The organism is Patescibacteria group bacterium (assembly GCA_041667185.1).
Lineage (GTDB): Bacteria > Patescibacteriota > Patescibacteriia > SG8-24 > SG8-24 > JBAYFM01.
Window position 1 is genome coordinate 33,015 of sequence record JBAYFM010000005.1, and the last position, 21,948, is coordinate 54,962.

Here is a 21,948-nt window from a genome sequence, read left to right on the forward strand (position 1 = left end):
GCAGGTTCTTTACATGGGAGATCATCATGGCAGAATCGTTCATCATCGCGATCGCCGGAGGATCCGGATCCGGAAAATCCACGCTCACCGACAACCTCGCGCACTCGGCGTTGGCTGGCCGCGTTTCCGTCTTGCGACTCGATTATTATTTCCGGCCCGAAAACCGCATACCGCTCGCCGCGGACGGCTCGCTCAATTACGACCATCCATCAGCCCTGGATATCCGTCGTTTCGTGCTGGATCTGCGGATACTGCGCCAGGGCCAGCCTGTCGAAGTGAACATCCAGGATCCGCGAATGGCCCGGATCGAACAGGTGGCGGAAGGCGGAACCAAGCGCATTCCGGCGGCACCCATCATCGTCGTTGACGGTTTCCTGGCGCTCTGGCCGCCGGCCGCGCGATCGCTATTTGATTTCTCGGTCTTCCTCGACGCTCCTGTCGACCTGAGGCTCAAACGGCGGCTGCCGGTCCAAAACCGACGCTATCTCGAAGAGGTCTTCCAGCCCATGGAGGCGCGCTACGTGATGCCGACGAAAACTTATGCCGATCTGGTCCTCAACGTCGCCGCGCTGCCGCCCGATCTCGTCCTCCAGCAGGTGCTGGACGCGCTGCAGCTCCGCCACCGGGAACACTGACCGCGAACAAAGCTTTCCCAAAGCCCGCTACCCGGGCTTTTTATTTTTACAGAAAATCATCGCGGCGGGATCGCGCCCGCTTGTTTTCGGCGAAAAACGGGAGTATATTATTCCAGCGCAGCCGCGAGCTCTTTACAGCCGACCCGAACGTCTGGTAATAATTATGCGCGCGCTCGGCAAGTATCCAACCGCTCGCCGCCAGATAAAAACCGATCCGGGGGAGTAGTTAAATGGTATAACTGCGGTCTCCAAAACCGCTATCGTGGGTTCGATTCCTACCTCCCCCGCCATCTAAAAGCAGCATTCCGATCCAGAATGCTGCTTTTAGTATTCCTGAAACTCGCTTGCCAAAAGCCGCCGGTTTTGGGCCGACGGCTTCCAATTACTTGGTCTCCTTGTGAGGCGCGTGCTTCTTGCACCATTTGCAGAACTTGGCGAGCTCCAGGCGCTCCTTGAGCTTCTTCTTGTTCTTCTTGGACTGGTAATTGACGCGCTTGCAGGCGGTGCATTCCAGTTTGATGAGTGATTCCTGAGACATATGATCTAATGGATAGTGTTCCGGGAGCTTACCCCCCTTTTCCAAATGTGTCCAGTATTGAGTGGAGCCACCTCCCGGGATCGAACCGGGGACCTACAGTTTACAAAACTGTTGCTCTACCGGCTGAGCTAAGGTGGCGCAGCTTGCCACCCGAAGCTTCCGCTCCAGACAGCAGTAGTCCCCCTTCGCTGAAGCTTCCTCCTCCGCTAAAGCCATGGAGAACAAATCAGGTGACACCCTTCGCCTTCTCACTTCTCGGTGTCAGGAAGCGGAGGGTGGTGGGCAGGCTAGGATTCGAACCTAGGAAGGCATAGCCAGCAGATTTACAGTCTGCCCCGTTTGACCGCTTCGGTACCTGCCCTTGCAGCCCGCCGCCCAAATCCTTGGACAGGAGCTCCCGCCTCGCGGCGGGTATTGGTTTACCACCCGAAGCTTCCGCTCCGAGCAGCATGTCCCCCTTCGCTGAAACTTCGGGGGACCACCCTTCGCTCTCTCATTCTTATGGATCAGGAAGCGAAGGGTGGAGCCGACGACCGGGATTGAACCGGTGACCTTCTCCTTACCATGGAGATGCTCTACCAGCTGAGCTACGTCGGCGTATCGCGTATGATTTTTTGATGAACTTCCTGAGCACACCTTATTAGAGATGCTCTACGGCGCAGGTCGGTCCGCGGCAGCGGACTGACATTATAGACTAAAGCGCCGGTGGGCGCCACTTCTCGCCGTATGCCGCCTGGTCCCTGGGCGCAGCCCAGGGCGGCATACCAGCTGAGCTACGTCGGCGTATCGCGTATTATTTTTTGATGAACTTCCTGGGGTTGTGTACAACTTTTTGACGACCGAGAAATATTATACCTATTTTCCTTTTTTGGGAATTTTTAAGACGGTGCCAACCGGCATCGCCGCTATCCTGTCGTATAAAGACTGGAGCTTCTGGTTGTCGGGGTTCGCCGCCTTAAGCTGACCGAACACCTCCATCGCCCTGCCTTTATCGCCTACCAGTATACACGCCTCTATTAACAAATCAAGATGTTTGGGGTTCGCCGGCTCATGGGCCACCGCGCCCTCAAGCGCCTCCCTGGCCCCGGCCACATCCCCCATCGCCCGGCAGGCGTTGCTCAGGTCGAAATAACTTTTGGCGATCTCGGCCTGGACGGCCGGCGGCGCCGAACACGGAACGGTCCGGCGATGATGATCGGCGGCGTGTCCGTGGGCGGATTGATCCTTCACGCTGAGCCGCACCAGAAATTCGAACGTCTCCTTGGCCTGGGAATAATTCTTGGCCTCCAGATAGATCTGTCCGAGCCCGCGGTAGGCTTCGGCGTTGCGCTGGTCGAGCTTGATAGCCTCCAGATATTTCTTCTCAGCCTCCGGCGTCTTGCCGAGCACCAGGAGTTCGGACGCCTCGGCGATCAGTTGGGCGGCGGACTCGCGGACTTCGGCCACGGTCGGAGTCGGCGGCACTGTAGCCGGTTCCTGGAATTTCTTCTCGAGCTGCAGCAGCCGGCGATATTGCGCCCGGAAACCGGCGCGGATCCGGCCGAAGAACGGTCCCACACGATCGCAGAACCGGCGCCAGGAGTCGATCGACATGCGGCCGACCCGTTCATGGATGATCTCTTTCTTCTTTTTATTCTCGCGCTCCTTGGGCAGCGTCGCTGTGTCGATGAGCGTCAGCTGCGGGAACTTGCGGGCCAGGATCACGGCAACGCCAAGCAAGCTGCCGATGACGATGCTGAAAGCCACGAGATAGAAAGTCATAAGATTGATCAACCGGCGTCAGCGGCGAGCTCCGCCATCTTCACGAACTCCGCGGCCCGAAGCGAGGCGCCGCCGACGAGCGCACCCTGGATGAGATCGACGGCCAGGAAAGCGGCCAGATTCTGGGTGTCGGCCGAACCGCCGTAGATGATGGAAAAATACTGCTCGACGATGTCGTTCGGCAGGAGGTCGTAAAGAGTTTCCTTGATGAGCCGGTGCATCGACGCGGCGTCGTCCGGCGCCACGGCCTGGCCAGTGCCGATGACCCAGCGCGGCTCATAGGCGATGATGATCCGCTGCGTGCCCACCGGACGATTGTCCTGCAGTGCGGCCCTGACCTGGCCGATGACCACGGAGTCGCGCTTGCCGGCGCGGCGTTCTTCGAGCGTCTCGCCGACGCAAATGACCGGAGTGATGCTGTGCCGCAAGAGAGCCGCGACCTTCTTCTGGACCATCGCGTCGGTTTCGCCGAGGAAACCGCGGCGCTCCGAATGGCCGACGATGCAGAACTCGCAGCCCAGCTCCTTGAGCGTCGCGGCGGCGATCTCGCCGGTGAACGCACCCTTATCCTCCCAGAAGACGTCCTGCGCGCCCATGGCGACCGAAGTGCCGTTCACGATCTTGTGGACCGCATCCAAAGACACGTGCGACGGACAGACCACCACGACCGTGTCGGGCTGGCCCGCGCCCTGGGCGCCCCACAGCTTCACGACCTCGCGCGCCAATTCGACGCTCGCGGCGGCGTTCAGCTGCATTTTCCAGTTGGCGATCAGGTAGCGCTTCATAAGAGCTCGGCGTGTTTCGTGAAAGCCGTTCCGTCCTCGTAAGGACCGATGATGGCGGTGGTCATGCGCTTGGCGCGGAAGATGTCGGCGGCGACGCGCCGGACTTCGTCTTTCGTGACCGCGGCGATCTTCTTGAGCTTGTCCTCGGGCGTATCGGTGCGCCGGACCAGGAGCTCCTGCTTGGCGTACCAGTCGGCGAGCTGGCTCGAATCCTCAAGCCCCAGCACCGTGCGGCCCTTGATGTTCTCCTTGGCGCGGGACAGCTCTTCAGCCGTGACGTCGGAGCTGGCAATCTTGTGGAGTTCCTTGACGATGATATTGAGCGCCTGCTCGAGGCGATCCTTGGCGAGACCGGCCTGGATGGCGAGCGTGCCGACATCCTGATACGGATTGGACGCGGAGCGGATGAAATAAGCCAGCCCCTCTTTTTCGCGGACGGTCAGGAACAGGCGCGAGCTCATGGTGCCGCCGAGGATATTACTCATCACGTTCAGAGCCGCGAGGCGCGGGTGGCCGTACGGATAGGCCGGGAAACCCAGCGCCAGCTGGACCTGTTCGGTCTCCTTGGTGAGCAGTCGAACGCGCGGTTTGTTGTAGCAGGTCCGGCCGGCAGCGAAAGGCAGATACGGCTTCGCGGCCTTGCCCGGCTTGCGGCTCCCCCATTTCTGTCTGATGAGCGCCAGCGCCTCCTCCTCGTCGAACTTGCCGGCGATCGCCACGACCGTGCGTTCCGGCGCGTAGTAGGCGTCGCGATATTTCACGAGCTCCTCGCGACCGATGCCCATCATGGTCTCGACGGTTCCGGTGATGCGGCGGCCGAGCGGCGTGCCGCAGAAAACCTCCTGCTCCATCAGTTCCTCGACGAGCATCAGCGGATTATCCTCGTACATGCGGATCTCCTCGATGATGACCTTGCGTTCGGAATCCAGGTCCTGAGGACGATACAGCGAATGATAAACCATGTCCTCGAGCATGTCGGCCGCCAGCTCGAGTTTGTCGGCCTGAAGCTTGATGTAATAGCCGGTGTAATCCTTGCTGGTGAAAGCGTTGTATTCCGCGCCGACCGCATCGAGATCGCGCGAAATGGACATGGTGTTGGGGCGGCGTTCCGTACCCTTGAACATCATGTGCTCGATGTAGTGCGAGGCGCCGGACAAGGCCTCGGTCTCATAACGCGAACCGACCTCATAAAGAGTGAGGACCGTGACCGAAGACACGTCCTTGTGGGGCACCAGGATGACGCGGGTGCCGTTCGGAAGCTCGATCTTCTTGTAAGCGCTCATAAACGGCGTCAGCAACCGAGCTTGGAAGCGAGATAAGCCTCGACCTCGGCGATAGCGACGCGCTCCTGAGCCATGGTGTCGCGATCGCGGACGGTCACTTTCTGGTCGTTCGGGGTCTCGAAATCCACCGTGAGACAGAACGGCGTGCCGATCTCGTCCTGGCGGCGGTAGCGGCGGCCGATGGAACCGGACTCGTCGTACTGGACGGACCAGCGTTTGGCGAGCTGCGCGCGAAGCTTCTTGCTGATCTCGGCGAGCGGTTCTTTCTTCGACAGCGGCAGGATCGCGGCCTTGACCGGCGCGAGCGTCGGATGCAACCGCAGCACGACCTCGACCTCCTTGTCAGCTTCGGTGGTCGTCGTGCGGCCGCCTTCAACCTCGTCGTAAGCGTCGATGAGCAGCGCGAGCACGGCGCGGTCGAGTCCGAGCGACGGTTCGATGACGTATGGCAGATAGCGCTCGTTCGTGACATCGTCGCGATAGCTCAGATCCTGGCCGCTCGCCTGCGAATGCTGCTTGAGATCGAAATCCGTCCGATTGGCGCAGCCCCAGAGTTCCGCCCAGCCCCACGGGAACTCGTATTCGAGATCCACCGTGCGCTTGGAATAATGCGACAGGTCTTCCTTGGGATGTTCGTAATAGCGGAACTTCTCGCTCTTGCCGCCGAGTCTCACGAACCAATCCATCATGAAAGCCTTCCAGGTCTCGAACCATTCTTCGTCAGTGCCGGGCTTCACGAAAAATTCCAACTCCATCTGTTCGAACTCGCGGGTGCGGAAAGTGAAATTGCCGGGCGTGATCTCGTTCCGGAACGCCTTGCCGGTCTGGGCGATGCCGAACGGGATGCGTTTTCGGGAGGTCTGCTGGGCGTTCAGGAAATTGACGAAGATGCCCTGCGCGGTCTCGGGGCGCAGGTAGACGACCGCGGCCGCGTCCTCGAGCGGGCCCATGAACGTCTTGAACATCATGTTGAACTGGCGGATGTCCGTGAGCTCGCTGTCGCACTCTGGGCACCTGATGTCCTTGATCGTCAGCGGTTTCTCGCGGAGGCCTTTCATTTCGCGCGAACGAGCCTCGAGCAGATGATCGGCGCGGAAGCGCTTCTTGCAGCCTTTGCAATCCACGAGCGGGTCAGTGAAGCTCTGCAGGTGGCCGGAAGCCTCCCAGACTTTCGGCGCCATGAGGATAGCCGAATCCAGCCCGACGACGTCGTCGCGCTCCTGGACCACGGCGCGCCACCAGGCTTGCCGGACGTTATTCTTGAGCAGGACGCCTAACGGACCGTAGTCGTAAGCCGAACCCAGGCCGCCATAGATCTCGGAGCCGGGAAAAATGAAGCCGCGGCGCTTGGCCAGGGCAACGATCTTCTCCATTTGCTTCTCTTTCATAATAATAAAAACTGCTTTTAACAGGGTCGTGCTGGATAAAAATAGCATAACGGCCGCTGAGTTACAATGAGATCGGCTTGGCCGGATCGATAGCGCCGTCTTCCCAGCCGCCGCTGCCGCTAGCACCACGGATAAGCTGAAGAGTGTCCCAGGCTCTCCGGGCCTTCGCTGGGTTTAGCCGAAATATTTTTGGGGACAGTCCCCAAAAAAAAGACTCCGTCACGAGTGTGGCGGGGTCTTGGCAACAAAAAAATCCCGGAAAACGAGCTGGAGATGGAACTTGGGTTATTCCGCAAGCGGACTCCCAAGCGACGGCGCTTCCATTGGTTACTGCCAGTCGAAACCGGCTGCTACCGACTTCTGCGCCACCTAGACCTTAGAGCCGAAGCCCGGCGGTCTAGGTACCCCCTCCATTTCGTTTTCCGGGATCAATTTCAATGAACATAGTAATGTAGCACATCCTTTCAAGATTGTCAAGGGTTGATGACAATTATTGCTGCGGGCAGACTCAACCGCGCCTTATTTAGCCTTAAAGTAGCCCTTGATAGGCCCTAGTCGGCAAGTTAACAATCTATAACAAAACGGCCGGCCCCAGACCGACCGCTTGGTTTCTTTGACTATCCGCAACGCTGCCTAGATGGTCATGATATCTTTCTCCTTCTCCTCCCCGGCAGACTTGATCTTGTCGTTGAAGCCCGCCACCATCTTCTCCAGCTGTTCGAGCATCCGGTATTTGTCGTCCTCCGGAATCTCCTTGTCTTTCTCCTTGCGGATGATTTCCGCCTTGGCGTTCTCGCGCACGCCGCGGATGCCGATCCGAGCCTGCTCCAGTTTATCGCTCATGATCTTGGCGAGCTCCCGGCGACTCTCCTCGGTCAGCGCGGGCATGGAGATGCGGATGATCTTGCCCTGGATGACCGGATTCAGTCCGGTCTTGGCCTCCTGGATGCCGCGTTCGATATCTTTGAGCAGGTTCTTGTCCCAGGGATCGATGACGATGGTACGGGCGTCGGGCGTCGAGATCGAAGCCAGCCCCACGATCGGCGTCCGCGCGCCGTAGGCTTCGACCTGAATGTTCTCGACGAGCGCGGGCGTAGCGCGGCCGGTGCGGAGCGTCTTGAGTTCAAGATGCAGGAACTCGATGACCTCTTCGAAATCGTCGACGAGCGAAGTAAGGATGTCGGACATATTCAGGAATGGATTTATTGCTTGAACTTGGTCACGCCCAGGTACAGCACCGCGGAATTACGCTCGTCGATGTGGAGCACCGTGGCCGCCCGGCTCGTAGGCAAGCGCTTGGTATTCCAGTTGGCTCCGCCGTTCGCGGTCTTGTAGAAATTGGTCGCGGTGCCGTAATAAATAACGTTGGGATCCTTGGGATCGATGGCCAGCGAATAGATGCTGACCGAACCCGGGGCGGTCAGGAGATCGATCTTCTGCCAGGTGTCGCCACCATCAGCCGAACGGATCAAGCCATACTTCGAAGCCAGGATCATGATCTTGGGGTCGGAGACGCCGAACGCCAGGTCGCTGAACTCGCGGGCGCCGGAGAAATCCTTGTATTTCTGGCTCAGATCATCCCACTTGGCGCCACCGTCCGTGGTGCGCCAGATGCCGTTCGATTTCGTCGCCACGTAGACGCGGCGCGAATCGGCGCCGCTCACATAGATCCGCATGATGTCGTCGTTGTTGAAGATCTTGATGTTGTCCCAGTAATTCCCGCCGTCAACGCTCTTCAGCAGATCACCGGCGCTCGTCGCGATCCAGACGACGTTCGGATCGTAATGGTCGATGGCCACAGCCTTGATCCGCTTGTCCGTCCGCGTATCCGTGAACGGCACGGTAAAGGTCCGGGAGCAATCGTCGGTCCGGAGCAGTTTATTCTCGGAAGTGGCGTAGATGATGCATTTGTCCTTGGGGTGCACGGCGATCGAGGAGACCCGGCCGCGGCTGACGGCGCCAGGCTGATACCAGGATTCGCCGCCGTCGTAGGTGAAATACAGACCCTGTTCGGTGGTGCCGATATAGAGCGCATTCGGATCCTGCGGATCCTGAACGATGGTCGCCACGGAGGCGCCGTTGAAATTGCGCCGCTCGCCGGTGATCGTCGGCATGGCGTTCTTCTGCGCCCAAGCGTCGCCCTTGTTGGTCGATTTATAGATGCCGCCGTCGCCCAGGCTGGACGTGGTGGAACCGATGGAGATGCAGCCGGCGCCGGCGAAGATCAAGACGGCCGCGGCCATTCCGAACAGGGTTAAGGACTTGCGCATGTTGCTCTGGTTAGGGGTTTCTTCGGATTTTTGAGCGCGTCAGCGTCCGTTCAGGCCGGATGCCTGGCGGGACTCTAAAGTAAGGACAATTTTAGCACGGCCTCAGGCTAAATCAAAGGCCAAAGCCAGCGAGCCCCAGACGCCGCGTAGTCCGATATTCTCATCGATGAGTTTGCGCGCGGCGATGGCTGCCTCGAGGACGCGGACCGCGCCGGCGGTCTGGAGCGCATCCGACCAGGCCGTGAGCGCCGGCAGCGCATCAACGTGCACGATCTTCTCGCCCGCGCCAGCGGCCACGAGCAGGACATCGCGCAGCAGTTCGATGAGCAGATCAAGGATCCTGTGCCCCTCGACCGCCGCCTCGTTGAACGGAAGTTTTTCCGGCACCAAACTCTCGAGCAGGCGCCAGCGCTCGGTCGGACCGGCGGCAGCGAGCTGCAGCAGCTGGTTGCGGCGTTCGAGCAGCGCTTCGAGCGCCGCCGGTTCGCGCCAGAGTTCGATAGCCTTGCCCGGGCAGCCGGCGGCGAGACGCGCCAATAATTCAGATCGGCCGATCTCGCAGCCGAGGCTGCGCAGATGTTCGGCGATCGCCGCGGCGGCCACGCGGCCGAAAGTCAGCACCTGGCAGCGCGACCTGACCGTCGGCGAGACCGCGGCGGCGGACTCGGCGAGCAGGATGATCAGGGTCTTGTCTTTCGGTTCTTCGAGGCTCTTGAGCAGCGCGTTCCCGGCTTCTTTATTCAACAGCTCGGCTCCGTCGAGAATCACGACCTTCCAGACGCCGGCCATGGCGCCGAGCGCCAGCCAGCCGCGCAGCGCATGGACCTGATCGAGAACGATATCCGCGCGCAGCTTGTCGGTCTTGGGATCGCGCCCGCGCTCGACGACGCGGAAATCCGGATGGCGGTCGAGCGGTGTTTCCGCGCCCAGGACCAATTCGGCCGCGCGCCGGGCCGCGGCCATCTTGCCGATCTGCGCCGGACCGGCGAAAAGATAGGCGTGCGCCAGCCGACCGCGCGAAAAAGCCCGGCTGAGAAGCTCCAGGTTCTGCTCGTGGCCGATGACGGTTGAAGATTGCGGTCCGGAAACGGCAGATTTCATATCTTGGCTCTCCGCAGTATAGCACTGGCCTTTGGCTAATGGCTATTAGGAGAGACGGAGTCAGGAAGAGACGGAGTCAGGGAGTGCTGGAGTGCTGGAGTTTTTGTCGGGTCTCCCCGACTTCGCAACTTCGCGAAATTCAAGCTCTTGTCGCATCACCAGCCACGATTGACAAGCAGCGATATTTCTGCTAAGTTGCCCTGTCACTAGCCGTGACCAAGTCGCCCTTTCCCAAACCAGGAGGAACACATGAACGCGAACACCAGACAGGTCTTCACAAGCAGCAGCGTTGGCGCGGAGAACAAGCCTGAAAAGACCCTTTCGCCAGACGACCTGCTCAAGGAGATTGCGGACTCAAGATGGAACCGGCTCAGCCACAACTCCCGGTGTGTCGACGCGCGAGCCAAGCTCATCATCAAGCGCTTGCCGCTCTGGTTCTACAAGGAACCAAACAAGAACTGGTTCTACAAGGAACCGATCAAGAAAGGTTGAGGACTCGAGATGGAACCGGCTCAGTCACAACTCCCAGTGCGTCGACATGCGAGAAATGTATGTCCTCGGACGTTTGCCGCTCTGGTTCTTCTAGCCGGAACGACCCGCTCGACAGAAAAACCTGGCATCAGCTTTGCCAGGTTTTTTTATTTGTTCTCAGCCAAATTTTGGATATTCAGCCTAAATAAGCCTAAATCATTGTCGATAACTTTGTCAGCCACCCTTGACAAAATACCAAATCCGTGCTATATTACTCGCACGATAGTCATTATCTAGAGTCGTACCTTACAACCAACCATGAGCCTAAAAAGCTCGATCGGAGACAGACCATGGTGTTTCATGACAACAGCGAGCCGAAGTACTATCTGCGCTTCTCGATGCGCAGACGCGGCACGATCAAGGACACCAACCTGATCGAGCGTGATCCCCTGAGGTACGAGGGTCGGACGAACGACGAGATCCTCATCGCCCGCGGCGAAAACCCGGAAGCCCTGATCGACTTCCGCAGCGCTGAGAACGATCTGATCGCTTCGATCGACGACGATCTCGTCGAACCGACGTTCTGCTCGGCCAAGTCCGCTCCGGACGATGTGTTCGATCATGTCTACGAATATCTCTACTTGCAATGGCTCGACGAACTCGCAAACGATGATCTCGGCGAACGCAACGGCTTTCGCGACATCATGTCGCCGTCCTACGCGCCAGATGTCACCGTCGTCCCGCGATTCGTCGGCCGCCGGATCGATGATCTGCCCCGCCGCATCGGCAGCCAGCGTCTGGCCGAGTACACGAACCCCAACCTCATCGAGGATCGTCAGGACGGATGCCGCGCCGCGGAACTCCGCAGCTGGAAGAATCTGCGCATCCTCAGGCAGTTCGATCGCCACCGGTGAGCACGACCGAAGTCTCATGGTTCCCGCCTCTAAGAGACCCCTGTTCCGTTCTGGAATGGGGGTCTTTTCAATTTAAAGAGAGAGTGCGGGAGTGCAGGAGAGACGGAGTTGGGGAGATTTGAGAACTTCGTCTCTCCCTGACTCCGTTTCTCCCTGACTCCCCCACTCCTAAAAAGTGTCAGCCTCTTGACACTATTTTTTATATCCCCTACTGTCCGAGTACCCATGGGTCATTTAATTCACCTAACCCCGCTATGCGGTACACGAAGTACTACTTCGCTTTGGGCGTCGTCGCGGCCGTCGGGACCTCGACTTTCGCTCTGACCGCGCTGGCCTCCAAACCTATGCCAGCCACGCCGAAAGACGCCGAGAACGGGCTTCAAGCCCGACCGGCCGAACTGCGAGCCGCAGCCTTAAAGAATGTCCGCCGTTTCCGCGGACGCGACGAGCTGCGCCTGGACTACCAGGCGACATCGTCTAATCCTTATCGCGACGACGCGTCGCTCATCGAAACCTATGTCGATGATGAGGGCAACGAGTATTGGGTCGATCGGGCAACTGACGCTTTGGTCCAAATGGGTCCGGCAGCGGGTGCCGATACGCCGGCATACGCGGCTCGACCGGAGGACCGACTTCCGGTCGCGGCGCTGAGGACTCTCGCGCTGCAATACGCGGAAGCGGCGCGTCCCGGTTTTGCGGAACGCCTGAGCACGCTGCATCCGCTCGAAGATAACCGGGAGCGGCGGATCTATTTCTTCCGCTGGGACGATTTCTCGGCGCCGGTCGGTGAATCCGAGCTGCCGCCGTTCCTCCAGGTGGCCATCAGGGCCGACGGGCGGCTGGCGAGCTTCACCGACACGCTGCGCTGACCCAGCGCGGAACTATCAGGCGAAAACGAAAAAGACCAGGTCGCCGAGCGACGAAATAAACATCAACTTTCAGAACAGTGAACGTCGGATATCGGCGGCCAACCAGCGGCTGACAGATGATGGATAGCTTGAGAGTCGCTGGTTCGGAGAGAGCGCGCTCTTTGACACGACCCGAAAACGAGACAAGACGAAAACCGACGGAGTTGCGTGGGAACTCCGCCGGTTTTTCGTTCGGTATGTCCTGACACGGCGATGGCGAGACCGCCGCCGGACACCTCCGTATTATGGTGTCCTTGCGGCGGTGGTCTCGCCGACGTCTAACTCACTCAAAAATTGCTTCGTTGACAAGCGCTCGGCCTGCGGAGGCGGCAAGGCATTGCCGCCTGGCCTCACGATAAGTAGACGAGTCTTCCGCAAGGTGTGCTGCGCACATTTTTAAAATGCCCGGCGTCTGAATGCCAGGCAACGGACTTCTTTCATTTTATTTTCCTCACCTCCACGACGGACTAATCGCCGCAATCGAATTCATTCAACGCTCAAGACCTTCCAATTCCAGCGCGATTAGTCCGAACTTCTTGATCTTCTCCCTGTAGCCGGGGAAACTCTCGTACATCGCCTTGAGCGCCGCGGCCGTCCGGACGTCCGGATTGATGTCCCTGACGCGATAGCGCCTAAGGAGCGCCGGCAACGACCGGAAAATACGCGCGCTTTTCACTATTTTCGCGAAACTATCGCGGCCGCAGACGAACAATATCTGATCGCCGCCCGCGATATCGCGGTATCTCTCGGTGGCCGCCCGCGTCTCGACGGTCTTTTCACCAGACCTGACGGAATCAAAAATATCCCTGTCGATCTCCCGGAACCGCAGTCTGTACGTCTTGCCAGCCATAGTCAGCGCAATTTCTTCACCTCCGCGACGAACTGGTCGCCGCGGTCGAATTCGTTGATGAAGAGGCCGAAGCTGGCGCAGCCGGGCGATAACAAGATAACGTCGCCACGCTCGGCTTGCATCAGAGCCAGCTTCACGGCCTCGGGCATGGTCTTGGCCATTCCCCGCAGGACCTTGTTGCCGGCCGCGGCGAGCGCCGCTTCCATCTTCACGGTCGCCGCGCCCTCGAACAGGACGAGATATTTCACGTGGCGGCGGACCTGTTTGGCCCAGTCCTCGAACCGCAAAGCTTTGTCCGCGCCACCGGCAAGCAGAATGATCTTCTTGGTCTGACCAGCGGACAAAGCGCGCAAAGCTGCGATCGCGGCGTCCGGCGTGGTCGCCGTCGTGTCGTTCACGAACCTGATCCCGCGCTTGGCCGCGATCTCTTCGAGCCGACCGGGCACGCCGTGAAACTCGCGGACGACCTTGGCGATGGTCTGAACCGGAATACCCATGACCGCGGCGGCCGCGCAAGCCGCGAGCACGTTGCCGACGTTGTGGCTGCCGAGGATCTTGAGCGAGCGGAGCGGCAGCAGTGTCGTTTCTTTGCCGCCCGCGGCCAGCACGATCTTGCCGGTTCGCACGAAACAACCCTCGGCTTTCTTGACCGGCTTCTCCGCGAACCACCACACTCGCGGCTGGCCGCTAGCCAATAGCTTATGGCCGATAGCTGCTAGCCGTCCGTCGCCGGCGTTCAGAATAGCCGTGTCCCCCGCTCCCTGGAACATCACGTTCAGTTCCTTGGCGCGGGCGTAATCATCCATGCTGTTATTATAACGGTTCAAGTGATCCTCCATGATGTTCGTGATCACGGCGACGCGCGGACTCAGCCGATGTTTCTCCAGGCCTTCGAGCTGCCAGGACGAAAGTTCCAGCACGATCGGCGGCGGGGCGACCGGTTTCTTCCGCGCCTTCATCTCCAGGAGCCCGTCGAGAGCGTCCATGGGCGAAATGCGGATGTTGCCGCCGACCACCGTGCGGCGGTCGTGAGCCTCGCAGATGTCCGCGAGCAGCGTCGTCGTGGTCGTCTTGCCCTTGGTGCCAGTGACGGCCGTGATGGGATACGGACAGAGCAAAAAAAACAGGCTGATATCGGATTCCACCGGCACCTGGCGACTGCGCGCCCGGGACAGGAACGGGTTGTCGCGGGGCACGGCCGGATTCTGGATGACCATGTTGGCCTCCGTGAAGTCTTTTTCCTCGTGACGACCCAGGACGTAGATGAAGCGATGGACGTCGGACTCGCCGAAACAGAACACGGCTTCCTGATAAGTTTTTTCCAATTCCGCCACGGAAGCGGCGAGCTGGGCGGGATCCTTGAGATCGGTCACCGTGACGACCGCGCCGTGGCGCATCAGCCACTTGGCGATGCCGACGCCGCCGCCATGGAGGCCCAGCCCCATGACGGTGATCTTTTTATTTCGGAACCACTCCAGACCGTACATAAATGATGGCGTTCTCAAGTGCGCGGGACGACCTCTGCGGGCGGATGACCGGGCCGATGCTTGTGGTTCATGTGCGCGCCCTTTTCCCGGAATTGCGCCCGCGCGAGCCGCACGGCAGCCATCGCGGCCGCGACCTCGAACCACATGGAAAGATAACCGGCGAGTCCGCGCCAAAAACCGACCTTGGCCATCTTGCGCGTGATACTGAGTCCAGACAAGACCACGAAGCCATAAGCCAAACGATTGGCGCGGCAAAAATAATTGAGCGCCGTCTCGGTCTTGAAACCGCGCAGATAACTTTCAGGCAACAGGTCGAAGATCTCGCGCCGCAACGCCCGTTCGCCGCTCACGAGCGGCAATAATTTCGCGATCGCGGTCCAGACCGGGCCGCGATCCCGCAGGCCGACATTCATCTGGCGGACGCCCGCGACCACGGGCTCGAGAAGCAGCCGGACGTGTTCCGTCGTGAGTCCCTGGAGATCGGCGTCGAAAAAACAGACGATCGCGGCGTCGGTGTGCATGACGCCGTGAGCGAGGGCTGAGCCCTTGCCATACTTGAACGGCAATTCATGGACCAGCGTGGCGCCGGCGGCGCGCGCTTCTTCGGCCGTCGCGTCGGTAGAGCCGTCGGAGACGACGATGATCTCGTCGAACCGGCCGGAAGCGGCCGCGGTCCGGACGACCTGGCCGATCCGGCCCGCTTCATTGAACGCCGGCACCACGGCCGCGGTCTTCGGTCCTCCGGTCATAGCTATTTCGAACGCAGCGACAATTCGTAAAGCACCTCTTCGGCGCGGCGCAGGTTATTCTTGGCCTGATCGAACTTGTTGCGGAGATAACCGCCGAGGTCCATGTCCAAAAGTTCCGCCACGATCGCCTCCATGAGTTCTTTGATGCGTTTGACCTCGTCGAGCTTGCCCTCGGTCGCGAGCCGCACCTGGCGGCGCTGCAGTTCGCCGGTGAGATCCGACAATCCGGAAAGATAGATCTCGTAATCGACGTTCTCGATCTCGACGCGGCCGACATCGCCCGTGGCGAGATAGCGGCGATACAATTCGGCCTCGACGAACTCTTCGAGCGCCGCCCGGAACGATCCCTCGGCCGAGACGTCGAGTTGCGAACCGACCGCTTTCACGATCGCAGCCAGGCCGGAACCGGCCTCTTCGAGCAGTTTGGCCGCGGCCGCCGCATCGTCGCGATGCAACGCGAAGATGGCGCGCTTCGACGCCGACAGGGCGTCGCCGGACGATTTGATGACCTCGCGCCGGGACGCTTCGTAAACAGCGACCTGCGAGCGCACTTCGGAAAGATATTCCCGATCCAACATAAATGTGACGATAAAACCGTGACTGAACCTGAACTAAAGAATATGGCTCCGGGAGCTATTAATCAAGCCGCGCGATGCCGTCGCGGCTCACTGGCCGAACGGTTTGCGGAATTCGAACCATTGTTTGTCGAGCGCGTCGGTGAGATAAAGCGAGCCGTTCAAACTGATGTAGACGCCGTCGCGGCCCGGCGTCAGGAAGATATCCGACCGCGCCCAGTGCGTCAGCGGCCCGAACTCGAGGAACTTGTACCAGTCGCGGCCGTTCAGCGAAACGATGATCCCGAACTTGCCGGCGAAAGACGCGACCTCGTTGGCTTCGGTGTGGAACGCGGCGTAATAGACGCCGTTCCAGGTCAACAGGCTGTAAGTGTAGCCGGCATAACCGTACGTGACTGGACTCCAGACCTCCCGCAGCTTGTCGGCAGCCACGTCATACATCGCGATCCCGTGAGCCTGCAAGCGATCAGGTCCGAACAGGATCCCGGCATTATCTTTCATGATGGTCGCCGCCGTGAAGCCCTCGTCCCAGATCTGGCGCCAGGTCTTGCCGGCGTCTTTCGAGACGAGCGTGTAGCGGGCCACGTCGCCCGTGCCGACGTAGAGATCGCCGTCATGCCAAAACACAGCGTGCAGGTGGCGCAGCCGGAACCGGTCGTCGCCCGCGGCGTAAGTGACCGCGTCCTTGGGATAGAGCTGCTGAAAATCGATCCAGGGCGACCAAGTCAGGCCGTCGTCGGTGCTGCGGTACAGGACCGCCTGATTGTAGGCGTGCTGCGTTCCGTAGATCGTACCGTTCCGGTCGTCGGCGATCGTCCAGAAAGTGCCGCCGATCTCTTTCGAGACCAGATCCCAATTCTCGCCGACGTCGGCCGAGCGGTAGAGATCGCCCGGCAGGTCGAAATGCGCGTAGAGATTGCCGCGACTGTCGCCATCGAGGAAGATGTCGCCGGGGCGCTGATTCTCGTTCAGGACGCGCCGGACCGTCCCGTCATCGACGGACATCTTATAGATGGAACGCCAACCGTCGAATTCGACGACGGCCATGAGCAGCGAGCGGCTCGGGGCGTGAAAATAAATGCGGCCCACGTCGCCGATCGCTGGCGCGACGGTAATCGGCCGGAGGCCCTGGGAATTGATCTGCCCGATCGTGGCGCGCGGCAAGGGCGGCGGTTCCGGCGTCGGCGGCACGGCCTCCTCGATCGTGATCGGCGGCGTTTCGGGAGCGGCGGTTTCGGCCGCCGGTGCAGTGGCGGGTTCGGCAGCAGGCGGCGGTCCGGCGACCTCTTTCTGGGGTGCGGCCGGAGCGATGACCGTCGGCCGCGACGAAAAAACGAACAACCCGGCGGCTGCGGCAAACAAGACCGCGACCAGGAGCGCAAGCAGGACGTCAATTGGTTTGAGCTTGAACATAAAAGATCCTGGTTTCAGCTTAACATAATTTGGGAGAGTGCTGGAGTGCGGGAGAGACGGAGTCACGTCGTTCGCGAACGACGTGACGGAGTCATGGAATTCTGCGGAATTGAAAAAGCTCGCTCCGGACGGAGCGAGCTCAAGGTAGGTCAGACGCATTCACGGAACGCGTCTTCTTCGGGCAGATATTCCATCAGATCTATAGAGAACTCTTCACCACGATGTTTGACGAGTCCGTAGGTCAGCCGCTGGATGGACTCGACGCTGAGCCTCACCGCGAAGATCCGGATGAATCCGGAGATCAGGGCGAAGACCAGCATGATGGCGATCGGCGTCTTCAGATCGGCCAAACCGTACTCCCAGATGCGCCAGCCCTCTTTCGGAAAGCTAGTGAACAGGAAAACGGTCATGGCTCCGACGAGCGCCGCCCAACCGGACATCTTGGTGATCTGTCGGGCGAGCCGCAATTCGCCGGTCTGGACGAAATGCAGGAGCACACGCACCGGCAATTCGAAACAGCGCAACCGCCGCCACTTGAGTTCGATCAGCGGCTCGACCAATCGGTACATGAGCGTCCAGGAGCCAGTGTTCACGTAAGTGCCGTCCGGATCGGAGGTGCGGCGCCACTCATGAGTATGACCCATGATGATGGCTTTCGCTCCCCGCTCCTGACGCAGACGTTTCGCGTACTCGTCGATGCGACAAGCCGTGAAGGTCTCCAGCACGATGCGCAAAGTATTGCGGATGCTGGACTTGCGCCGGATGTCCCAAAAGGCGAACAATGCGTTGAACACGAAGCTCCACATGAGCACCGCGCCCGCGTAGAACGTCCAACCCCAGCGATGCAGAGCCGCGTTCTTCCACAAGCCGCGATAGTTCAGGAGCCGACCGATCAGCGGATTCTTCTGCTTCAGGCTGATCATGGGACCGCACGCCAGATAAGAACCGTAAGGCTGGTTCAGGATCGGACGCTCGATCGGCACGCCGAAACGCTTCGTCAGGATCACCGCTTCCGGATCGACCCGATTCTGAGCCTCGGCGTTCATGCCGTGGTAATAAAGCACGCCGCGATGCAGATCCATGAACTCTGAACTGTGATCGATGAAGCGGATGCGGCTCGCGGCTTCGGCGTCGGTTCCGGCGATGCGCGCCCGGACCAGTTCCTGGACCTTTTTCCAGACCAGGATCAGGTCGTGGTTGCCGGCGAAAATGTCCAGGCGACAATTGGGCCGGCGCACGAACCGGAACAGCGCGTCGAAGAAATCCGCGTGACCATCGATGATCTTGCTCATCTGCAGGACGCCGGTCTCTTCGTACGGCGGAACGGAGAAATGTCCGTTGATCGAGACCGCGAGCGGATCGAACATGTCGCCCAGAAGCCGCAAGCGCAGCAGCGGGGCGGAACCATGAAGCGAGACCGCCTTGTCCAGGAACCGCACGAACACGCGATCATCCGGGAAATCCTCGAGCGGATTCAGCGGACTGATCTTGGTCGGGACGTCGTACTCGAACAGACTTGCGCACCAGCGCCAGACCCGGCGCAGGAGCGACGGTCGGGAGCGCACGCGCGCCGCCAGACCCTCGGACATGTGCAGGTCGCTGACCACATAAATCACCTCATCGACTGCGGCCTTTCCGGTGTCACCGGAAGGCTGGTTGTTGGCAACCACTACTTCCGATGTCTCCATGAAAGCCTCCTTGTTTTTGGATTTTTAAGGAACTTTTAGGCGGAAAAGGGCCGATTTACCCCTTACCGCAACATACTATTTAAGCACAAAATAGGCCGTTTGTCAATGAGGGGAGTGCGGGAGAGACGGAGTTGGGAAGAGACGGAGTCAGGGAGTGCTGGAGTGCGGGAGAAATGGAGTTATCAAAACTCCCCCACTCCTCCACTCCCGCACTCTCCCATTCATTGGATCAGAGAGATGCGGAGAGACGGAGATACGGAGTGCTGGAGTACTGAAGTGCTGGAGAGACGGAGTCACGTCGCTCGCGAACGACGTGGCGGAGTGCTGGAGTACTGGAGTTCTGGAGAGACGGAGTATCAAAACTCCCCCACTCCTCCACTCCCGCACTCTCCCGTTCAGTGGATCAGAGAGATGCGGAGATACGGAGTACTGGAGTACTGAGATGCTGGAGAGACGGAGTCACGTCGCTCGCGAACGACGTGACGGGGTTGCCAGGAACCGGGGAACTCAACGGCTCAGTTTCGCGTACAGTTCCGCCGTGGCGGCGGCGATCCGGTCCCAGTCGTATTCCCTGGCCGCCCAGGCGCGCGAGCGCGCGCCGCGTTCGGCCACGACCTCGGGATGATTGAAAAGCGCTTCCAGCTTCTCGCGCAGATCGGCGACGTCGGCTTTGACGAAAGTGATGCCGGTGTCGCCGACGGGTTCGAGATTCTCTGGAATGTCGGAGACCAGCACGCAGCGCCCGGCCGACATGGCTTCGATGATCGAGACCGACAGCCCCTCGGCTTCCGACGGGTGGACGTAAAGGTAGGCGTTCGCGAACAGCTGCCGCAGCGCGTCGCCGCTCTGGAAACCGGTGAACACGATGGCAGAATTCCCGGCGCTGAGGTTGCGGATGTAGTCGGCGTACTCGCCGCCGAAACCCGGCGCGCCGGCGATGACCAGTTTCTTGCCGGTCGCGAGATCGCCGAAAGCCTCGATCAGATGATGGATGCCCTTCTGCCGGACCAGCCGGGCGACGGTCAGGATATAACCATCGGGTTCCAGGCCCCAGGTCTTCAGACGGTCGGAACCGGGATATCCTTCGAAACGCGAACCGTTGGGGATGTAGACCGTTTCCGCGCGGAACTGCTCGCGGCAATAGCGCTGGATGGTCTTCGAGACCGCGATGGTGGCGTGCGCGAACCGGACCGCGCACCATTCGCCGAAATACAGGTACGCCTGAGCCAGGCTCCCCCACTTCGGATGCAGCCGGTCGATGCTGTGAAACGTGATCACGACCCGGGCTCGCGGCTTGAACAATTTCGGTATCCAGGCCAGGGTCGCCGGACCGACGCCATGATAATGGACGATGTCGGCCGGCCGGAACAAGACCGCGATCGAGGCAAGAAAAGTGTGGGTCAGCGTATCCAGGCTTTTGGTGGGGATGGACGGCAGGCGCAGCAGCCGAATGCCGTTCCAGGACGCTTCCTTGGTGCCAACGAACCGCGGCCGGACATAAGCGCTCACGTCATGGCCCATGGCGGCCAGGCGGACGCCCAACTCTTCCACGTGGCGCTCGATGCCGCCGGAATCAGCCCGAACCGGCAGCCCTTTAAGGCCGATCATGACGATCCTGAGTTTTTTCCCGTTAAAAGCTTGATCCATAGGCTGCGGCAGTCGTTCTGCTCCTCCTTAAGTTTATCACGGCCTGGCCCAATCAAGAACCCGCTTGCCTCCAGACGCAAAAGATGAAAAGATGGCGCTGCGCACGCATCTCATGAATATTTTGACCGCGTACCGGTCGAATCCATAGGAGACGATCATGAACGCACGCTCAGTTCTTTTCATGCCACTGATCTTTGGTATCGCTGTGGCGGCAACCGCCACCGAGGCGCCGAGCGCGACGGAATCAATGCCGTCGACCGCCGCCCTGATCGAAAAGATGGCCGCGGCCAGGGCTCTGGTCGCCGTGCACAACGTCCGCATCAGCCATGACGGGACCAATGCCGTCATCGCCGTCTGGAGCGGCGCGTCCGAAGACCCAATCAGGGTCGTCGAACTCCGCTCTTGCCGGACCAGCGCGTCCGATCTCGCCGTCGAATGCCGACGCTACACCAGATCGAGCGTCGAGTACGTCGTCACCGCGCCCGCGAACACGCTAGTGCTCGCCGCCAAGACGCGCACCTGCATCGATCATCGCTGCCGCCGGACCCAGACCGCGACCCAGACGCCCTACGCCGCGATGATCCATACGCCCGGGATGGTCGCGGTCGGCCGGAGATATCTGGACAGCCTCGTCCTCAGCGCCAAGGCCGAACTCGACAAGCTGGAAACGCCTTCGCTGGCCGTGCCCGGCTCCCGCGTCACGGACCTGGCGCTTGAGCGTATCCTGGCCGCGATCCCGATCGTCGAGCACGGACGTTCCGACCAGGTCGAGGAACTCGGCATCAGGCACGTGGTCGAGGAATTTCTGGTGTTCCTGGCCGCGAACGGCGAAAACGCTTTCGCCGGCACGATCTCGCGAGCCAACGCCCGCGGCATCGCCCAATTCATCAGCAGCAGCTACCAGCTCACCCGGACGCGCTACAAGAACGCCCAGCTGATCGCCGACTTCCGCTCCGGAACGGATGATCACCTGAACGCGGTCAAGGCGCAATTCTGCCTGGCGGACTGGACGCTCACGGAGCTTTCGTCAGAAAGTCTCGCCAAGCTGCGGATCCCGCTCTTCGAGGAAGATCTCGGCGCCTACATCGCCGCGGCCTACAACGGCGGTGAACATCGGGCCGCGCGGGCCCACCGCCGCTACCCGGAGTCCTGGGAAAAATCGGGTCGCGGGCTGTTCCGCGAAACGATCGGCTACGTCAACTTTTTCCGCCTGGTCTATCGCCAGCTCTGGATCGATCCGGACATCAAGATGGCGGCGACCCAAGACCGCACTTTCGACCCCTGACGCAACGACATCTCAAGACCTCGGTCCATGCGGCCGGGGTTTTTCTTGCGGCCAATGATACGAACGGACGGCTAGGGCCGTTATTTTTAAACTCAAGGCGCGCTGCCGACGTCCGAAGGGACGTCACGATGACCATTTCCAAACGGATATCACCCAAAAATAAATGGGCCGCATGAGATTAGATCTCACACGGCCCGAGG

Annotated in this window: 20 protein-coding genes and 4 tRNA genes; 6 read left to right on the forward strand and 18 right to left on the reverse strand. The window is 60.2% G+C overall.

Features of this window, described 5'->3' with window-relative positions; all coding sequences use genetic code 11:
- Positions 1-26: 26 nt before the first annotated feature.
- Together WCT10_02545 and WCT10_02550 are read left to right on the forward strand one after the other, a co-directional pair.
- A complete protein-coding gene (locus tag WCT10_02545) occupies positions 27-635 on the forward strand; it encodes a uridine kinase (protein ID MFA6603701.1) in 609 nt (202 codons plus the stop codon).
- Between the two features lie 216 nt (positions 636-851).
- Positions 852-925, forward strand: a tRNA-Trp gene (locus WCT10_02550).
- A 92-nt stretch (positions 926-1,017) separates the two neighbouring features.
- On the opposite strand, the gene rpmG is transcribed toward WCT10_02550, so the two are convergent.
- The 11 genes from rpmG to WCT10_02605 all read right to left on the reverse strand — a co-directional run bounded on the left by rpmG (position 1,018) and on the right by WCT10_02605 (position 9,761).
- Positions 1,018-1,173, reverse strand: a complete 156-nt coding sequence (gene rpmG / locus WCT10_02555; protein ID MFA6603702.1) for a 50S ribosomal protein L33 — start codon at positions 1,171-1,173, stop codon at positions 1,018-1,020.
- Positions 1,174-1,235: 62 nt separating this feature from the next.
- A tRNA-Thr gene (locus tag WCT10_02560) sits at positions 1,236-1,311 on the reverse strand.
- Positions 1,312-1,449: 138 nt separating this feature from the next.
- Positions 1,450-1,534 (reverse strand) — tRNA-Tyr (locus tag WCT10_02565).
- Positions 1,535-1,694: 160 nt separating this feature from the next.
- Positions 1,695-1,770, reverse strand: a tRNA-Thr gene (locus WCT10_02570).
- A gap of 258 nt (positions 1,771-2,028) precedes the next feature.
- Positions 2,029-2,934 (reverse strand): tetratricopeptide repeat protein, encoded by a 906-nt coding sequence (locus WCT10_02575; GenBank protein ID MFA6603703.1) that lies wholly within the window; start codon positions 2,932-2,934, stop codon positions 2,029-2,031.
- A gap of 8 nt (positions 2,935-2,942) precedes the next feature.
- Positions 2,943-3,719 carry a triose-phosphate isomerase gene (gene tpiA, locus WCT10_02580; GenBank protein ID MFA6603704.1) on the reverse strand — a complete coding sequence of 259 codons (777 nt, stop codon included), beginning with the start codon at positions 3,717-3,719 and terminating at the stop codon, positions 2,943-2,945.
- Positions 3,716-5,002, reverse strand: coding sequence for a pitrilysin family protein (locus WCT10_02585; protein ID MFA6603705.1), 1,287 nt, complete (start codon positions 5,000-5,002; stop codon positions 3,716-3,718). The genes tpiA and WCT10_02585 overlap by 4 nt, the downstream gene beginning before the upstream one ends.
- Before the next feature lie 8 nt (positions 5,003-5,010).
- The gene (locus WCT10_02590) at positions 5,011-6,390 is read right to left on the reverse strand and encodes a glycine--tRNA ligase (GenBank protein MFA6603706.1); all 1,380 of its coding nucleotides are present in this window, start codon (positions 6,388-6,390) and stop codon (positions 5,011-5,013) included.
- Between the two features lie 633 nt (positions 6,391-7,023).
- Positions 7,024-7,578 carry a ribosome recycling factor gene (gene frr / locus WCT10_02595; protein ID MFA6603707.1) on the reverse strand — a complete coding sequence of 185 codons (555 nt, stop codon included), beginning with the start codon at positions 7,576-7,578 and terminating at the stop codon, positions 7,024-7,026.
- A 14-nt stretch (positions 7,579-7,592) separates the two neighbouring features.
- Positions 7,593-8,660, reverse strand: a complete 1,068-nt coding sequence (locus tag WCT10_02600) for a YCF48-related protein (GenBank protein ID MFA6603708.1) — start codon at positions 8,658-8,660, stop codon at positions 7,593-7,595.
- A 102-nt stretch (positions 8,661-8,762) separates the two neighbouring features.
- Positions 8,763-9,761, reverse strand: coding sequence for a hypothetical protein (locus tag WCT10_02605; protein MFA6603709.1), 999 nt, complete (start codon positions 9,759-9,761; stop codon positions 8,763-8,765).
- 249 nt (positions 9,762-10,010) lie between these two features.
- Between WCT10_02605 and WCT10_02610 the strand changes: the two genes are divergently transcribed.
- The 3 genes from WCT10_02610 (at position 10,011) to WCT10_02620 (ending at position 12,015) form a co-directional block, all read left to right on the forward strand.
- Entirely contained in the window at positions 10,011-10,253 is a 243-nt protein-coding gene (locus tag WCT10_02610) for a hypothetical protein (GenBank protein ID MFA6603710.1), read from the forward strand.
- A gap of 329 nt (positions 10,254-10,582) precedes the next feature.
- Positions 10,583-11,146: a hypothetical protein gene (locus tag WCT10_02615; protein ID MFA6603711.1), complete on the forward strand. Its 564-nt coding sequence runs from the start codon at positions 10,583-10,585 to the stop codon at positions 11,144-11,146.
- A 254-nt stretch (positions 11,147-11,400) separates the two neighbouring features.
- Positions 11,401-12,015 carry a hypothetical protein gene (locus WCT10_02620; protein MFA6603712.1) on the forward strand — a complete coding sequence of 205 codons (615 nt, stop codon included), beginning with the start codon at positions 11,401-11,403 and terminating at the stop codon, positions 12,013-12,015.
- A 529-nt stretch (positions 12,016-12,544) separates the two neighbouring features.
- Here WCT10_02620 and WCT10_02625 read toward each other — a convergent pair.
- The 7 genes from WCT10_02625 to WCT10_02655 all read right to left on the reverse strand — a co-directional run bounded on the left by WCT10_02625 (position 12,545) and on the right by WCT10_02655 (position 20,463).
- Positions 12,545-12,904 (reverse strand): ASCH domain-containing protein, encoded by a 360-nt coding sequence (locus WCT10_02625; GenBank protein ID MFA6603713.1) that lies wholly within the window; start codon positions 12,902-12,904, stop codon positions 12,545-12,547.
- 2 nt (positions 12,905-12,906) lie between these two features.
- Positions 12,907-14,391 (reverse strand): UDP-N-acetylmuramoyl-L-alanine--D-glutamate ligase, encoded by a 1,485-nt coding sequence (murD, locus tag WCT10_02630; protein ID MFA6603714.1) that lies wholly within the window; start codon positions 14,389-14,391, stop codon positions 12,907-12,909.
- 14 nt (positions 14,392-14,405) lie between these two features.
- Entirely contained in the window at positions 14,406-15,140 is a 735-nt protein-coding gene (locus WCT10_02635; protein MFA6603715.1) for a glycosyltransferase family 2 protein, read from the reverse strand.
- A 2-nt stretch (positions 15,141-15,142) separates the two neighbouring features.
- A complete protein-coding gene (locus WCT10_02640) occupies positions 15,143-15,718 on the reverse strand; it encodes a hypothetical protein (protein MFA6603716.1) in 576 nt (191 codons plus the stop codon).
- Positions 15,719-15,805: 87 nt separating this feature from the next.
- Positions 15,806-17,128: a sialidase family protein gene (locus WCT10_02645; protein ID MFA6603717.1), complete on the reverse strand. Its 1,323-nt coding sequence runs from the start codon at positions 17,126-17,128 to the stop codon at positions 15,806-15,808.
- Between the two features lie 149 nt (positions 17,129-17,277).
- On the reverse strand, positions 17,278-18,816 hold the full coding sequence (locus WCT10_02650) for a hypothetical protein (GenBank protein MFA6603718.1): 1,539 nt from the start codon (positions 18,814-18,816) through the stop codon (positions 17,278-17,280).
- Between the two features lie 507 nt (positions 18,817-19,323).
- On the reverse strand, positions 19,324-20,463 hold the full coding sequence (locus tag WCT10_02655; GenBank protein MFA6603719.1) for a glycosyltransferase family 4 protein: 1,140 nt from the start codon (positions 20,461-20,463) through the stop codon (positions 19,324-19,326).
- Between the two features lie 157 nt (positions 20,464-20,620).
- On the opposite strand from WCT10_02655, the gene WCT10_02660 reads away from it, so the two are divergent.
- On the forward strand, positions 20,621-21,748 hold the full coding sequence (locus tag WCT10_02660; protein ID MFA6603720.1) for a hypothetical protein: 1,128 nt from the start codon (positions 20,621-20,623) through the stop codon (positions 21,746-21,748).
- Positions 21,749-21,948: the final 200 nt, after the last annotated feature.